Annotated in this window: 14 protein-coding genes; 4 read left to right on the forward strand and 10 right to left on the reverse strand. The window is 41.3% G+C overall.

Annotated elements, in window-relative coordinates:
• A partial coding sequence (locus tag ACHSBP_RS19855; protein WP_395390336.1) for a DUF3545 family protein occupies positions 1-113 on the forward strand: 113 nt, incomplete at its 5' end.
• A gap of 53 nt (positions 114-166) precedes the next feature.
• Here the strand turns inward: ACHSBP_RS19855 and ung are convergent.
• From ung to ACHSBP_RS19880, 5 genes are all read right to left on the reverse strand, one after another.
• On the reverse strand, positions 167-838 hold the full coding sequence (ung, locus tag ACHSBP_RS19860) for a uracil-DNA glycosylase (RefSeq protein ID WP_395390245.1): 672 nt from the start codon (positions 836-838) through the stop codon (positions 167-169).
• Between the two features lie 94 nt (positions 839-932).
• Positions 933-2,216 (reverse strand): threonine synthase, encoded by a 1,284-nt coding sequence (gene thrC, locus ACHSBP_RS19865; protein WP_395390246.1) that lies wholly within the window; start codon positions 2,214-2,216, stop codon positions 933-935.
• Positions 2,203-3,162: a homoserine kinase gene (thrB, locus tag ACHSBP_RS19870; protein WP_395390247.1), complete on the reverse strand. Its 960-nt coding sequence runs from the start codon at positions 3,160-3,162 to the stop codon at positions 2,203-2,205. Before thrB ends, thrC begins: the two co-directional genes overlap by 14 nt.
• Before the next feature lie 9 nt (positions 3,163-3,171).
• The gene (gene thrA, locus ACHSBP_RS19875) at positions 3,172-5,586 is read right to left on the reverse strand and encodes a bifunctional aspartate kinase/homoserine dehydrogenase I (protein ID WP_395390248.1); all 2,415 of its coding nucleotides are present in this window, start codon (positions 5,584-5,586) and stop codon (positions 3,172-3,174) included.
• A 222-nt stretch (positions 5,587-5,808) separates the two neighbouring features.
• A complete protein-coding gene (locus ACHSBP_RS19880; RefSeq protein WP_395390249.1) occupies positions 5,809-6,180 on the reverse strand; it encodes a response regulator in 372 nt (123 codons plus the stop codon).
• A 259-nt stretch (positions 6,181-6,439) separates the two neighbouring features.
• Here ACHSBP_RS19880 and ACHSBP_RS19885 point away from each other — a divergent pair, with 259 nt between their 5' ends.
• Both ACHSBP_RS19885 and rdgC read left to right on the forward strand, forming a co-directional pair.
• Positions 6,440-8,206 carry an ATP-binding protein gene (locus ACHSBP_RS19885; protein WP_054978612.1) on the forward strand — a complete coding sequence of 589 codons (1,767 nt, stop codon included), beginning with the start codon at positions 6,440-6,442 and terminating at the stop codon, positions 8,204-8,206.
• Positions 8,207-8,322: 116 nt separating this feature from the next.
• Positions 8,323-9,234, forward strand: coding sequence for a recombination-associated protein RdgC (gene rdgC / locus ACHSBP_RS19890; RefSeq protein WP_395390250.1), 912 nt, complete (start codon positions 8,323-8,325; stop codon positions 9,232-9,234).
• Positions 9,235-9,312: 78 nt separating this feature from the next.
• On the opposite strand, the gene rpoH is transcribed toward rdgC, so the two are convergent.
• From rpoH to ftsY, 4 genes are all read right to left on the reverse strand, one after another.
• Positions 9,313-10,176: an RNA polymerase sigma factor RpoH gene (rpoH, locus tag ACHSBP_RS19895; RefSeq protein WP_010560833.1), complete on the reverse strand. Its 864-nt coding sequence runs from the start codon at positions 10,174-10,176 to the stop codon at positions 9,313-9,315.
• Between the two features lie 187 nt (positions 10,177-10,363).
• The gene (ftsX, locus tag ACHSBP_RS19900) at positions 10,364-11,350 is read right to left on the reverse strand and encodes a permease-like cell division protein FtsX (protein ID WP_010560834.1); all 987 of its coding nucleotides are present in this window, start codon (positions 11,348-11,350) and stop codon (positions 10,364-10,366) included.
• Entirely contained in the window at positions 11,350-12,024 is a 675-nt protein-coding gene (gene ftsE / locus ACHSBP_RS19905; protein WP_010560835.1) for a cell division ATP-binding protein FtsE, read from the reverse strand. The genes ftsX and ftsE overlap by 1 nt, the downstream gene beginning before the upstream one ends.
• A 21-nt stretch (positions 12,025-12,045) precedes the next feature.
• Positions 12,046-13,908 carry a signal recognition particle-docking protein FtsY gene (gene ftsY, locus ACHSBP_RS19910; RefSeq protein WP_395390251.1) on the reverse strand — a complete coding sequence of 621 codons (1,863 nt, stop codon included), beginning with the start codon at positions 13,906-13,908 and terminating at the stop codon, positions 12,046-12,048.
• Positions 13,909-14,029: 121 nt separating this feature from the next.
• On the opposite strand from ftsY, the gene rsmD reads away from it, so the two are divergent.
• Positions 14,030-14,617: a 16S rRNA (guanine(966)-N(2))-methyltransferase RsmD gene (gene rsmD, locus ACHSBP_RS19915; protein WP_105170831.1), complete on the forward strand. Its 588-nt coding sequence runs from the start codon at positions 14,030-14,032 to the stop codon at positions 14,615-14,617.
• A gap of 12 nt (positions 14,618-14,629) precedes the next feature.
• On the opposite strand, the gene ACHSBP_RS19920 is transcribed toward rsmD, so the two are convergent.
• Entirely contained in the window at positions 14,630-15,220 is a 591-nt protein-coding gene (locus tag ACHSBP_RS19920) for a YjaG family protein (RefSeq protein ID WP_395390252.1), read from the reverse strand.
• Positions 15,221-15,308: the final 88 nt, after the last annotated feature.

Genomic DNA, 15,308 nt, shown 5'->3' on the forward strand with positions numbered 1-15,308 from the left:
AAAAGCGCAAATGGCGCGAAATAGAAGCGTTAAAGGAAAGACATAGACTGAAAAAAGAACTCGAAGAATACGGTTCTTTAGACGACATTGACCTTGATGATTTAGTCATCTAAACAATATAAAGGTCAAATCAAAAAAGGCTCTTACGAGCCTTTTTTATTGCTTGTTAAACCTCTTTTGGTAACAGCCAATTAATTGGAGTTTTACCCATCGCAATTAAAGCACCATTTGCTTTAGAGAAATGCTTACAACCAAAAAAGCCGCGATAGGCAGAAAGCGGTGACGGATGCGGCCCATTGAAAACAACATGCTTAGTAGTATCGATATGACGTCCTTTTTTTTGCGCATGCGAACCCCAAAGTAAAAACACTATACCATCACCATGTTCATTTAATGCAGCTATAACACGGTCGGTGAACGTTTCCCAACCGAGTTTTTTATGCGAATGGGCTTGGCCTTGCTCAACGGTTAATACCGTATTGAGTAATAGCACTCCCTGCTCTGCCCACGCCTGCAAATAACCATGATTGGGTATAGTAAAACCGTCGATATCAGTTGCTAATTCTTTATACATGTTGGCCAAAGATGGAGGCGCTTTAATACCCGGTTTTACTGAAAACGCCAAGCCATGCGCTTGGTTTGGGCCATGATATGGGTCTTGCCCCAAAATCACTACTTTCACATCTTCAAACGCGGTGCTTGAAAACGCACTAAACACTTCATCCGCAGGCGGAAATACATTAACCCCCTCTGCGCGCTTTTTGGCAACATAGTCGAGTGTGTCTTTAAAGTAGTCTTGCTGCTTTTCAACTGCGAGTACATCTGTCCAAGTAGTCATAAAATTCTTTGTCGGTTATTTTTGCTGTCAGTATGCCATAAAAAAGCCGCTAACTTGTAGCGGCTGGGTATTTCAATCAACAGATTAAAAAGGATTAACCAAGTTTTGCCAAAATGTTTTCACGAAGCACTTGATAGTCGTTAACTAGGTCTTCTGCTAAACACTGTTTTGCTAATGCATCAGCAAGTGGTTTTGGCATATCTAATTCAATCGAAAGAATGTCTTCAACTGACTCTTTAAATTTAGCTGGGTGAGCTGTTGATAAAAAGATGCCAACCCCATCAGCAGCTAAATCTTGTTTTAAGCCTTGGTAAGCAATTGCCGTATGCGGCTCAGCTAAGTACCCTTTAGCATAAACATCGTGCATTACCACTTTCGTTTCTGCTTCATCAACACTGTGCGAATAAAAGTTATCGTAGCTAAACCAGTTGTTATCTAGCATAAACTGCACGCGTGGCCAGTTATTTGGCTTACTTACGTCCATCGCATTTGATAACGATTCTAGCGTTGCATTTGGCGTCCATTCTTTTGATGCTAAATAGCGCGGTACTGTATCATTTTGGTTTGTCGTTGCTGAAAGCTTAGCCACTGGTAAACCTAAACTTGCAGCAATCATTGCAGCACACACATTACCAAAGTTACCACTTGGTACCGAGATATGCGCTTTTGCGCGCGCTGCTTTAGGTAATTTTGCCACTGCTTCAAAGTAGTAACATACCTGTGCAAGTAATCGGCTAATATTGATTGAGTTTGCTGAGTTTAAACCTAAGCGCTGTTTTACTTCATCATCTAAAAACGTTTGTTTAACCATCGCTTGGCAATCATCAAAGCTGCCATCTACTGCGTAGCAATGAATATTATTGCCAAGCGTTGTGAACAGTTTTTGCTGCGCTAGTGAGATTTTACCTTTCGGGTATAAAATCACCACATCAATGTCTTTTTTACCGTAAAACGCATGTGCCACAGCAGCACCTGTGTCGCCACTTGTTGCCGTTAAAATTGTGGTTTTGTTACCTTCATTGAATACCGACAAGCACTCCGCCATAAAACGGCCGCCAAAGTCTTTAAACGCAAGCGTTGGACCATGAAACAGCTCAAGGCAGTAAACATTATCTTCAACTTTTACCAGTTCTGCTGGAAAGTTAAAGGCATTTTGTACCATTTGCTGTACGGTACTTTCTGGCAACTCATCACCTATTAAATGCGATAAAATTTTGCTGCTACGCGCGACAAAATCAAGCTCAAGTAATTCATCAACATTGCTTAGCGGTACTAGGCTATTTGGGAAAAAGACACCTTGATTGTTGCCTAATCCTACTTTTACCGCCTCTACAAACGATACCTTCTGCTCGGCGTCTTTTAGATTATGCAATAACATCACTTTCTCCTTTTTCTAGTACACGTGTGCCACGGTTATCTATTTTACAAATGTGGCTAAAACCGTTTTCATTCAAATAATTTTCTTTTAACCAAGCGTCTATTGCTTGTGCTTGCGCTTCACTTTTTGTTAAAGCCAAAAGCGTTGGACCTGCGCCAGAAATGGCAACCACTTCTGCACCTAATTCTGGTAATGCCGCTTTGGCTTCGCTAAACCCTGCAATTAATGATTGGCGATATGGCTCAGCAAGCTCGTCTTTCATTAGTTCTATTGCGCTATCAAATTGCCCGCTAAAACATAACGCGGTAAACGCGCTTAAGCGCTGACCATAATTAATGCTGGTATGCATGCTGACTTCTTTTGGCAGCACAGCGCGTGCTTTTGCGGTATTCAGTGCAAAGCCTGGGTAGGCAACAACTAATTGCCAATTTTCATCTGTTGGTAATGCCAATGAATTGTTTGGTACTAAATCACCGCACAATTGCAAACCACCCAAATAACAAGGTGCAATGTTATCGTAGTGGCGACCGCCACTAACTTTTTCTTCAAAATCAGCCATTAATGCCAATAACTGTTTTTGTGAAAGATTAGTGTTAGCAAACTTATCAAGTGCCGCAAATGCAGCAACCACAGAGCACGCACTTGAACCTAAGCCCGAGCCAACCGGTAAGTTCTTCTTTAATTCCAGTTTACATGCTGGCATATCGCTTGAAACATTTTCACGGAAATGCACTAAACACTGATATGCAAGGTTATCCTCTTTAGGACCAGCCAGCTTTTCAGCGTATTTTCCACTACATACAAATTCGTCTTGGCCTGAATCGCTTGCGCCAATTGCAACAATATCACCAAGTAGCGCGCCACTTACTGGCGCAAGTGCTGCGCCAAGTAAGTCAAAACCAACGGCAAAATTACCACTGGATGCGGGTGCATAAACTTCAATCATCACCCTCTCCTACGGCAATGTTTTTAAAATGTCAGCAAATACGCCTGCCGCAGTAACTTCTGCGCCAGCGCCATAACCACGAATGACAAATGGTTTTGGCTGGTAGTATTGACTTAAGATTGCCAGTGCATTTTCACCGTCGCGTACACTGTTAAGCGCATCTTCTTTGCTTACTGCTTGAATACCTACTTTACATTTGCCATCTTCGATTGAACCAACATAACGCAGTACTTTGCCATCCGCTTTTGCTGATTCAACGCGCGCTGTAAATTCAGAATCAAGTTCAGGTAGTCGTGCCATAAACTCATCAACACTTGCACCTTCAGCAAATTCTGGTGATACCACAGGTTCAACGTCAATATCATCAAGCTCAAGCTGTAGTCCAGATTCACGGGCAATAATAAGTAACTTACGCGCTACATCCATACCGGATAAATCATCTCGCGGATCAGGCTCTGTAAAACCATTGTCTTTTGCTTGTTTAGTTGCTGCGCTTAAACTTAAGCCATCTTCAACTACACCAAACATATACGACAGTGAACCACTTAAAATACCGTTAAAGCTAAGTAATTTGTCACCTGCGCCAAACAGCAGCTGCAAGTTATCAAGCACAGGTAAGCCAGCACCTACATTTGTTTCGTATAAGAATTTACGACCTGTTTTTTGTGTGGCAGATACCAGCGATTGGTAATATGCCTGAGAGCTTGTATTTGCTTTTTTATTTGCAGCTACTACGTGGAAGCCTGCATTAATAAAGTCTAAATACTGCTCTGCTAAGAACTGTGATGATGAACAATCAACAAGCACAGGGTTAATTAAATGGTTTTCTTTAACAAATTGCTCAACCGCTTTTAAATCAAAGCTCTGCTGTGAATCAGCAAGTTGCATTTGCCAGTTTTCAAAATCTACGCCGTCACTATCAAGTAGCATTTGACGCGAGTTTGCAACGCCATACAAATTTAGTTTGATATTACGTTTTTGCAGCCATTCTTGCTGGCGTTGTAGCTGGCTAACCAGCTCTTTACCAACCAAACCACAGCCGAGTAAAAATACATCGATAGAAGGCACATGAGTAAAGAAGTTTTCATGACATACTTTCACTGCATCATTACAAGATTGACCATCAATTACCGCTGAAATCGCGCTTTCTGTCGAGTCTTGCGCAATCGCAACAATGTTAACTTGTGCTTGCGCAAGTGATGCAAAGAACTTAGCAGCAAGGCCTTTATGGGCTTTCATGTTGTCGCCAACTAAAGTCACAATTGCTAAATTTTGTTCGATTTGGAATGGTTCTATCAGGCCTGCTTGCGCTTCTAACGCGAATGCTTGCTCAAGTGCATTTGTGGCTTTAGCTAAATCAGCTTGATATACACAAAAACTAATGCTGAATTCGCACGATGACTGTGTGATTAACACAATTGAGATTTCATCTTGCGCTAATGCGCTAAATACGCGCGATGCCATGCCCACTTTACCTTTCATACCAGGGCCAGACACCGTGATCATTGCAAGATCTTGTAAGCTCGAAAGCGCTTTTACAGGCTCACCGTTTGAGCTTGACTGCGCACTGATAAGCGAGCCTGGTACATCAGGATCATGCGTATTTTTAATCTCACACGGCACGCCATATTTTGCACACGGTAAAATTGTTTTAGGGTGAAGTACTTTAGCGCCAAAGTAAGAAAGCTCCATGGCTTCTTTGTAGCTTAAGCTATCAATTTTCATTGCCGATTTGATATAACGCGGATCAGCGCTATAAACACCGTCTACATCTGTCCAAATTTGGCAGATTTTAGCATCAACACAGACTGCAGCTATCGCTGCAGAGTAATCAGAACCATTACGACCAAGGGTTGTTAACTCACCTTGCTCGCTTGCGGCAGTGAAGCCCGGCATAATATAAACCTTGCTTGGCTGCTCTGCTAATTGCTTTGCAAATTGCTGTTTTGATTGTGTTAAATCAACTTCAGCATCTAAATAGTTGTTGTTTGATGCAATGCACTTAGTGGCTTCAAGGTAAACAGGCGATAACTCATTTAACAGCGCTTGCATCAGCGATACACTGAGGCGCTCACCAAAGCTTATAACGTAAGCTTTTACTTGTGCTGGGCAATACCCGATTAACGCAACTCCATCGAGTTTTTGTTTTAGCTCATCAAAATTAGGCCAATTAGTTACAACTGCAACCTCTGACGCCTGCGCTTTAAGGCCTTCACTACGCGTAACGAGTGCTTGCCATGCTGCTGAATAATCTTGCCCTTTTTCAGCTAGTTCAGATAGCTCAACAAGACTGTCAGTCATACCGCCAGGTGCAGATAACACTAACAACATTTGGTCTTCAAGTTGACCTTTGGCAAGTTCAGCTACCTGCTTTAAACAGGCAAAGTCAGCAAGAGACGAGCCTCCAAATTTTAATACCTTCATTCTTTTTCCCCATTCCAAAAACGAAAAAGGCCTGTGCTCGTAGTGAGCACAGGCCTTTAAATTTTGCGTACAGACCTATGCCACTATCCAGTTAGGATAATGGTTGTAATAATGGTGGTGTGTACTAAATTGATTTGTTTCATGGCCTTTAGACTGCCGAATCGTCAAAGATATGTCAACTATAAAAAAAAGATAATTTATTCCATTTAGCACTATAATAAATCAACGAATGCCAAATTTATGCAAAAGTGATGAAAACGCTTCATCTTTAAATGGTTTTTCAATAAATCCTAGTACGCCAAACTCAGCCACTCGCTGTTTCATTTCAGGTTGAATATCGGCAGAAATAATAATGGTATGTAAGTGAATTTTTTCGGCTTTTAAATTAGCTAACACGCCAAGACCGTCCATAACTGGCATAGTCAAATCTAGGCACAACAAACCGAACTCTTGCTGGCGCAATAAGTTGAGTGCCTCTTGCCCGTTCTGGGCTTGGCTAACAACAAAGTCATTGTGATTTTTGAAATAACGCGCTACTTGCTTTCGCGCAATTAACGAGTCATCACACACAAGTACGGGAAATGTACTAGACAAAATAAAACCAATAAAAACCGTAATAATATAGCCATAATATGAGTAAACGCGGTAATTGCAAGATTTATGCGTGCTAGTTACGTTATGCCGTGATTAGATCAAATTATTTAACAAAAATGTCAGTAGAGCTGGTTAAAATGAACTAAGCTTTTATTTATTCGATTTATTTAACCACTTTCGTATTTATTTTTAGGTCAAAATTAGCTAACTTTAATGGCGAACATGATAAAATTACAATAATGAGGTTCTGGTTAATTCAATGTTAAGCAAAAGTCTTTCTAAACGCTTGTTAACCAGCGTACTCTCAGTATATTTTGTACTTACGTTTATCGTAACTTGCGGTCAAGTAATCGCTGAATACCATAATTCAAAAGATCACATTCAAAACGAACTTTCCACCTTACAAAAAACCTTTTCCGGCAGCTTAACGCGCGCCATTTGGGAGCTAAATACGCAGCAAACCCGCACTATTGCCGAGGGTTTACTTGCAATCCCCTCTATCGAAGGGGTAATTGTTCGCGATGATAACGGTGAAATTATTTCACAAATAGGTCAATCAATTGATATTGTTGAACGCTACGAGTCGCAACTCGTGCAAGAAGCCGTGCTTGTTCAACATACCAGTTCAGGCCTATTTGGTTACACCTTTCCGCTAGTATTTGAATTTTCAGGTCGCGCGACACAAGTAGGTGACGTAACACTATTTTCAAGCCGCGAAGTGGTGTTTAGCCGCATTATGGTATCGCTGTACTTTTTAGTCGGTAATGCCTTAATCAAAACTACTTTCCTAATTATTTTATTTTTAATGGCATTCAGACGCCTGCTTACCGAGCCATTAACAGACTTAACCCAGCAAATTGAAGAATTAGAGCTCGATAACCTTGAAGGTGCGCGCGTAAGCATAGAAACCACTGAGCACAACGAACTAAAAATTATGGAGCATTCGTTCAATAAGCTGATTGATAAAGTGGTAAGTTATAAAGACCAACTCGAATCAACACAACGACAGCTTGTAAAAACAAACGAAAAGCTCGACCAACAAAACTTACTTTTAGAACAAGAAGTTGCACGCAAAACATCAAACCTAAGCCAAGCAATGATGGATTTACAGCAACAGAAATACGAACTTGAAAAACAAAAGTTGGTACTTACGGAAGAAGTCGATCGCCGCAAAACCACGGAAGGCGAATTACTCGTTAAGCAGGACGAACTTACTAAGTATGTAGATGAATTAAATATGGCGCAGGAGCGCTTAGTTGGCTCTGAAAAAATGGCGGCATTGGGTGGTTTAGTTGCAGGTATTACCCACGACATTAATACACCCGTTGGTATTGGCGTAACCGCCACATCGTTTTTACAAGAGCGCTTGGCACAAGTAGAAGCGGCATACGCAGAAAAAACTCTCTCACCAAAAGCGCTTGAAGAGTTTATTGCCGACGCAAAACAAAGTACTGCCCTATTAACGACTAACTTAGAGCGCGCATCTGAGCTTGTTGCTAGCTTTAAGCAAATTGCGGTAGACCAAGCCAGTGAAGCGGTGCGTCAAATTAACTTAAAAGAATACCTTAACGAGATTATTCGCTCGCTTCACCCGAAACTTAAAAAGACAATGCATAAAATTAATATTCATTGTCCGGAAGATTTACTACTCAACTTGCCTGCTGGGGCAATTAGTCAAATTTTTACCAACCTGATTATGAATTCACTAATTCATGGTTTTGAAGGCATCAATGCAGGTACCATTGATATTAATATTCAAGAGCAAGATGGCGAAGTTGCCATTACCTTTAAAGATAACGGCCGTGGTGTTGAAGCTGAGCAGCTAGAAAATCTATTTGACCCATTCTACACAACACGTCGCGAGCAAGGTGGCAGTGGTCTTGGCACGCACATTACTTTTAACTTAGTAAAACAAACGCTAGCTGGCGATATCACAGCAACCAGCGAACCAGGCAAAGGCTTGTGCTATAAAATCACCTTCCCTAAGGATATGCCAAGTCCAGACTCTTACCCATTGGTGGATTAATTGCTCAATTGATAAAGAAGCGCTGAAAGGCGCTTTTTTATTGTTTGTAACCCTGATACGCTTAGCAAAATTTATAACGAAATTGGTTTTGCCAATACAATTTCAAGGATCCTTTCATGTGGTTTAGTAACCTAATTTGCTATCGCTTCAAACAAGATGTTGATTACAACCAAGACGAATTTGAAAAAGCACTCGAGCAAGATAAATTTCGCCCATGTGGCAGCCAAGATTTAAGCACCTTTGGCTGGACCAAAGCACTTGGTAAACATGGCCAAATGCTGTCGCACTTTAGTAAAAAAAGCATTCTGCTTTGCGCTAAACGTGAAGAAAAAGTACTACCGCCAGCTGTGATCAATGATCTTCTAGCAGAGAAAGTAGAACAAATCGAAAACAGCGAAAACCGCCCTGTTAAGAAAAAAGAGAAAGACGAGTTAAAAGAAAACTTAGTGCATTCTTTACTACCTCAGGCGTTTAAAAAATCAAGCTTACAGTTTGCCTTTATCGACTTAGAAAAAGGCTGGATGGTAGTTAACAGTGCAAGTTTCAATAAAGCAGAAGAGTTACTTGCACTACTTCGTAAATCACTTGGTTCACTGCCTGTAGTACCTGCTTTCGTAAACTATGATTTAGGCTTATTTTTAACAAATTGGTTAGCGAAAGACGAAGCTCCAGAGCAATTTACCATTGGTCTTGATGCAGAGCTTGTTGAACCAGAAGAAAACGGCGCTAAGGTAGTACTTAAACAGCATGACCTTGCCTCTGACGAAGTAAAAAATCACTTAGATAACGGTAAAGTGGTTACAAAGTTAGCGCTAGATTGGATGGAGCGCATTCGCTTTGTACTGCAAGAAGATGGCTCAATTAAACGTGTAAACTACGCAGAGCTGTTAAAAGAAGAAAACGCTGATATTCCAAAAGAAGATATGGCAGTTAAGCTAGATGCTGACTTTATGCTTTCAAGCGATGAAATTAAGCAAATGCTAGAAGCGCTGATTACTGCACTAGGTGAACCGGAAGATACAATTTAAGGTTTCCTTTTTGTAGCCGACGCTAAATATTCAAAAAGCCGCAAATGCGGCTTTTCTCTCTTTGGCTGTAATTAGCAATTACGCCATTAAGTTTTGTAGCTTTTTCATAGCTGATTTTTCTAACTGGCGAACACGCTCTGCTGATACTTGGTATTTAGCAGCGAGGTCTTGCAGCGTTTCTTTCTCTTCAGCTAACCAGCGTGCACGAATAATATCTTGTGAGCGGTCATCTAACGTATTTAACGCTGAGAATAAACGTTGGTTTGAATTATCTTGCCACTGCTCTTCTTCAACTGTTTCAGCTAAGTCAGACGATTGGTCTGTTAAGTACTGAACAGGTGAAAACTGTGACTGTGTTGCGCCGTCGTCTTCATCAGCGTTTAGGTCAAAGCCCATATCTTGACTGCTCATACGTGATTCCATTTCACGTACATCTTTTTCAGATACACCTAATTCGTTAGCAACCGTTTGTACTTCTTCGTGATTAAACCAGCCTAAACGCTTTTTGTTTTTACGAAGGTTAAAGAACAACTTACGCTGTGCTTTAGTTGTTGCTACTTTTACGATGCGCCAGTTTTTCAGCACATATTCATGAATTTCAGCTTTAATCCAGTGAACAGCAAACGATACTAAGCGTACACCTACAGTTGGGTCAAAACGTTTTACAGCCTTCATTAGGCCAACGTTACCTTCCTGGATAAGATCTGCCTGCGGTAAACCATAACCCGAGTAACTTTTCGCGATATGCGCTACAAATCTAAGGTGTGACATAATTAACGCACGTGCTGCATTAAGGTCGCCACTGTCCTGTAGCTTCTCTGCCAATGCCTTTTCCTCATCCGCACTTAGCATAGGAATAGTGCTTACAGCTTGTAGATAGCTTTCAATGCTACCTGCGTTTTGCGGCATACTAAGTGTTAGGGCATTCATCTCTTTTGTCATATTTCACCTCAGGTGGAGTAACAAACTTTCTCAATTTTAGCACTCTCTTAACTAGAGTGCTAATCTGAATTTACAGGTTTTGAGCAGGAATTCAAGTTAAAGTTCCGTGAAACTTGTAAGAAAAAACTAATGACCTGAAATATCGACAATTTTAAATGTAGTTTTATTGTAAAACGTAATACTGGCATTACACTTCGTTTGGTTCAATGGCGTCGATATAGCGCTTAACAGATAAAAACGAACCAAATAAACCTAAACAAACAGCAAGCCCTAGCAGTACAAGAAATTCACTAAAATTGAGTCCCTGTAAGTTGAAGTTAGCGTTATAAACGCCCACAACTTGCGTAACGGCATTATCAAGCCAAAGCAACATCATCAATACCGCTAGAAAAGCAATAAAACCACCTACTATGCCATACCAAATGCCTGTCCACAAAAACGGGGCTTGAATAAAATGGTTGGTTGCACCAACGAGCTTCATTAGCTGTATTTCTTGTTTCTTATCCATAATAGACAAGCGAATAGTATTACCTACAATCAACACCACTGAAGTTAATAGCAAAAATGCAATTGTAAGCACGCTTTCACGCAATAAACTAAGTAGTGCATTAAGTCTTTCTAACCACTCAATATCGAGTTTGCCAAAATCAACATCTCGCTCTCGCTCGAGTTTATCGAGCAATTCGCGTGCCGCTTCTGGTTTGGTAAATTGGCTATTCGGTGTGACTAAAACAACACTGGGTAGTGGATTTTCGTCGAGGTAATTAAGCGCTTCACCAAAACCCGACGCCACTTTAAACTCTTCTAATGCATCTTGCTTTGAAATAAAACGCACATCTTTTACTTCGTTATAAAGAGACAGGCGCTTAATCAGTGCACTTGATTCTTTGTCAGAGATGTCTTGTTTTAAAAACAGTGAAATTTCAGCTGCATTGTCAAAACCGCTACTTACCTTTTGCACATTCTTAACTACCACATACAAAGTGGTAGGCAGGGTTAAACTAAGCCCGAGAACTGCAATAGTCATCAGTGATGCAACTGGCGTTCGCCACAATTCACCTAGGCTGTGTACACCTTGGCGAATGGTATTCATAAAGGCAAAGTACAGCCCCATAAAATAAGAGTGTTGAACCTGTTCACCCTGACTTTTACGGCCTTTAAACAATAAACTCATTATGCACCTCCCATAAGTGGATCGGTGACTAAATTGCCTGCCTTCAAGGTTAAGCTGCGGTACTTCATACGCGCTATTAAGCCTAAATCGTGGGTAGCAATAAGCACAGTTGTGCCATGTTGATTGAATTCTTCAAACAGTTTTAAAATTTCAACTGACAACTCAGGATCTAAGTTACCGGTAGGTTCGTCGGCTAGTAAAATAGGCGGTGAATTAACAATTGCCCGCGCAATACCAACGCGTTGTTGTTCACCACCCGATAGGGTTTCTGGTGCACAGCGTGCTTTATTTAACAGCCCTACTTTATCGAGGGCTGCATGCACTCGTTTTTCGATATCACGGCGATGACTGCCAGCAATAACCAGTGGCAACGCCACATTATCGAATACCGAGTAACGGTCGAGCAATCGGTGGTTTTGAAAAATAACGCCAATATCGCGCCTAACATAAGGCACTTGCTTTGCCGTTACTTTATTTAGTAGCACACCATTTATATATACCTCACCAGCAGATGGACGTTCCATCAAGCTGATCAGTTTAAGTAAGGTGCTTTTCCCTGCCCCACTGTGGCCAGTCAAGAAAGCGAGTTCACCGGGTTGTAAGTGAAAACTAACTTTCTCAATTGCTTTATGGCCACCTGGGTATGTTTTACTTACCTGTTGAAATTTTATCATTATTATAATTATGTCGTTGAATTACTCTTCGCTAAACAGAGCCTCAATAAAGTCTGTGCTATTAAAGGTACGTAAATCATCAATACCTTCACCCACACCTATGTAGCGAATTGGAATGTTAAATTGGTCGGCCACCGCAAAAATAACACCACCTTTGGCTGTACCGTCTAATTTCGTTAAGCTGATCCCTGTCAGGCCTACAGCTTGATCAAATAGTTTTACTTGGCTAATTGCGTTTTGACCAGTACCTGCATCGATAGTTAGCATCACTTCATGTGGCGCATTCACATCAAGCTTTTTCATCACACGTGCAATTTTTTCTAGCTCTTGCATTAAGTGATCTTTGTTTTGTAAACGACCCGCAGTATCGGCAATTAATACATCCACGTTACGAGCCTTCGCTGCTTGCAATGCATCAAACACAACAGATGCACTATCAGCGCCGGTGTGCTGCGCAATAACAGGAATATCGTTACGTTCGCCCCACACTTGTAACTGCTCTACCGCAGCTGCACGGAATGTGTCACCCGCAGCTAACATAACCGACTTACCTTCAGCTTGGAATTGCTTAGCTAGCTTACCAATGGTTGTTGTTTTACCTACGCCGTTTACACCCACCATTAAGATAACAAATGGACCATCGCTGTTTTCAATCACAAGCGGTTTATCTGCACTTGCTAACATTGAAGACATTTCTTCTTTTAATAAGCCGTATAGTGCATCACCATCTTTTAGCTGTTTACGGTCGGCTGCATCCGTTAAGCTATCAATTAGTTTGAGCGTTGTATCAACACCTACGTCAGCTGTAAGCAGTTGTGTCTCGAGCTCTTCAAATAGCTCATCATCGATTTTTTTACCGCTAAAAATATTGGCAAAACCTGCACCGATGTTTTGCTTTGTTTTAAGTAAGCCTTTTTTCAAGCGACCAAAGAAGCCAAGTTTAGGTTCTGTACTTTTTTCAACTTGCTGTTTAGCTTGTTCTTCAGCTTCTAAACGAGCTGCTTCTTCCGCTTGGCGTTTTTCTTCCGCCTCGGCAGCTATTCGTGCAGCTTCTTCTGCTTGGCGCTTTTCTTCAGCCTCAGCAGCTATTCGTGCAGCTTCTTCTGCTTGGCGTTTTTCTTCCGCTTCAGCAGCTATTCGTGCCGCTTCTTCTGCTTGGCATTTTTCTTCCGCCTCAGCAGCTATTCGTGCAGCCTCTTCCGCTTGGCGCTTTGCTTCCGCCTCAGAAGCTATTCGTGCAGCTTCTTCTGCTTGGCGCTTTTCTTCTGCCTCAGCTGCTAATCGTGCAGCTTCTTCTGATTGGCGCTTTTCTTCCGCCTCAGCAGCTATTCGTGCAGCCTCTTCTGCTTGGCGTTTTTCTTCCGCCTCAGCAGCTAAACGAGCGGCCTCTTCTGCTTGACGCTTTTCTTCCGTCTCAGCTGCTAAACGAGCTGCTTGCTCAGCCTGACGTTTTTCTTCTGCTTCAGCTTCTAAACGTGCCGCTTGCTCTGCTTGGCGTTTTTCTTCCGCTTCAGCAGCTAAACGTGCCGCTTCTTCGGCTTGGCGTTTTTCTTCCGCCTCAGCAGCTATTCGTGCCGCTTCTTCGGCTTGGCGTTTTTCTTCCGCCTCAGCTGCTAAACGTGCCGCTTGCTCTGCTTGGCGTTTTTCTTCTGCCTCAGCTGCTAAGCGTGCAGCTTGCTCAGCTTGGCGTTTTTCTTCCGCCTCAGCTGCTAAACGTGCTGCTTCTTCCGCTTGGCGTTTTTCTTCAGCCTCAGCTTCTAAACGTGCCTTTTCTTCCGCTTCTAATCGCGCTTGTTCTTCTGCCGCTAGGCGTGCTTCTTCTTGCTGCTGTTGCTCGTCTTTTTTGCCGAAGCCAAGCCAAGATAAAAATTTATTTTTTGCCATTTAAGTTAAATACCAATCACAAAATTCTGATAAACTACAATTCCCAATATGGTATCACTTTCACCGGTGAATGAAAAAAATCATATTGGTTTTTTAGTCTAATTCTGTAAGTAAATTTGTAATGCGATCACACAAGCAAAAAAACAAGCCAACAAACAATTCTGGTCAAATTAGAATTATTGGCGGCAAGTTCCGTTCGAGAAAGTTAAAAGTGCATGATGTTGAAGGCTTGAGACCTACAACAGATAGAGTGAAGGAAACCGTATTTAACTGGTTGATGCCATACACCAGCAATGCCAATGTGTTAGATTGTTTTGCAGGTTCAGGTGGTTTAGGATTCGAAGCTCTGTCTCGCTACGCCGACAAAGTAACGTTTATTGAACTGGATGCAACAGCACATCGACAGATCGCTGAAAATATCAATGTACTTAAAGCAGAAAATACCACATTAAAACATGGGAACAGTTTAGAGGTTCTGCCCAAACTAGCTGATAAATTCGACTTAGTATTTATTGATCCCCCCTTTCGCAAAAATTTAGCAGAAAAAACCTGTCACTTATTAGCTGACAATAATTTGCTAAATAACGATGCGGTTGTGTATTTGGAAGTCGAAAAAGAATTAGTAAACTTGAATTTCCCAGACGGCTGGCAAATTTTAAAGGAAAAGAATTTTGGTCAGGTTACGAGCTACTTGTTAGCGACCAAGTAGCCAATAAAAGCGTTAAATTTCAATACCGATATTGCTTTGACCATCAGCAATTGCTAATTGTTTTAACGCTTTCATTGCATCTTTATCGATACGTTCAAACGACTCAACTTTATCAATCAACTCTGCCAGCACTTCCATTTCGTATGCCATTAGAGGGTGAGCACGAAGCGCTGCGTTATCGGCTATTTCACCTTCAGATGTTAATTGATATTCGATAAACTTCGCCACACTTGCTTGTGATATTTTGCACACATCAACAAAGTTAGCTTCTTCTTTTTGCTGCATACCATTAATTAAGGTAATTAACGCAGTACACGTATCAATTGCAGGGTATACGCCAAACATATCAAAGTCGTTGAGATCAGGCGTATTTTGTTCAACCTTTTCGTTTAATTTTTCTAAGCTAATTTTAGCTTTTGGCAATAATAGTTTTTCCCACAATGAGTTAAGAGCATTACGCAACTCTGTGCCATTACCAAACTCTAACGCTTCACTAAATAACAAATAATTAGGCAGCATTCGTTCAATCATTGCCGCTGCTAATGATGCCTGCTGTACATAGTTTAGTTCGCGAATGCGCTGAAAGTTATTAGGTTTTTTCATTATTGTTCAGTCTAAAATTTAATTAGGCGAATTGTAGCAAGATTCAGCTTAAAACACATAAAAAAAGGCGTGCTAAATAGCACGCCTT

Origin of the sequence: Pseudoalteromonas sp. XMcav1-K (assembly GCF_044005875.1) — a bacterium.
Lineage (GTDB): Bacteria > Pseudomonadota > Gammaproteobacteria > Enterobacterales > Alteromonadaceae > Pseudoalteromonas > Pseudoalteromonas spongiae.

Coding starts and splice junctions, on each gene's coding strand:
- rsmD (WP_105170831.1), top strand. CDS start 14,030: ATGCGATCACACAAGCAAAAAAACAAGCCAACAAACAATTCTGGTCAA.
- ACHSBP_RS19885 (WP_054978612.1), top strand. CDS start 6,440: ATGTTAAGCAAAAGTCTTTCTAAACGCTTGTTAACCAGCGTACTCTCA.
- ung (WP_395390245.1), bottom strand. CDS start 838: ATGACTACTTGGACAGATGTACTCGCAGTTGAAAAGCAGCAAGACTAC.
- thrC (WP_395390246.1), bottom strand. CDS start 2,216: ATGTTATTGCATAATCTAAAAGACGCCGAGCAGAAGGTATCGTTTGTA.
- rdgC (WP_395390250.1), top strand. CDS start 8,323: ATGTGGTTTAGTAACCTAATTTGCTATCGCTTCAAACAAGATGTTGAT.
- ftsX (WP_010560834.1), bottom strand. CDS start 11,350: ATGAGTTTATTGTTTAAAGGCCGTAAAAGTCAGGGTGAACAGGTTCAA.
- thrB (WP_395390247.1), bottom strand. CDS start 3,162: ATGATTGAAGTTTATGCACCCGCATCCAGTGGTAATTTTGCCGTTGGT.
- rpoH (WP_010560833.1), bottom strand. CDS start 10,176: ATGACAAAAGAGATGAATGCCCTAACACTTAGTATGCCGCAAAACGCA.
- thrA (WP_395390248.1), bottom strand. CDS start 5,586: ATGAAGGTATTAAAATTTGGAGGCTCGTCTCTTGCTGACTTTGCCTGT.
- ftsE (WP_010560835.1), bottom strand. CDS start 12,024: ATGATAAAATTTCAACAGGTAAGTAAAACATACCCAGGTGGCCATAAA.
- ACHSBP_RS19920 (WP_395390252.1), bottom strand. CDS start 15,220: ATGAAAAAACCTAATAACTTTCAGCGCATTCGCGAACTAAACTATGTA.
- ftsY (WP_395390251.1), bottom strand. CDS start 13,908: ATGGCAAAAAATAAATTTTTATCTTGGCTTGGCTTCGGCAAAAAAGAC.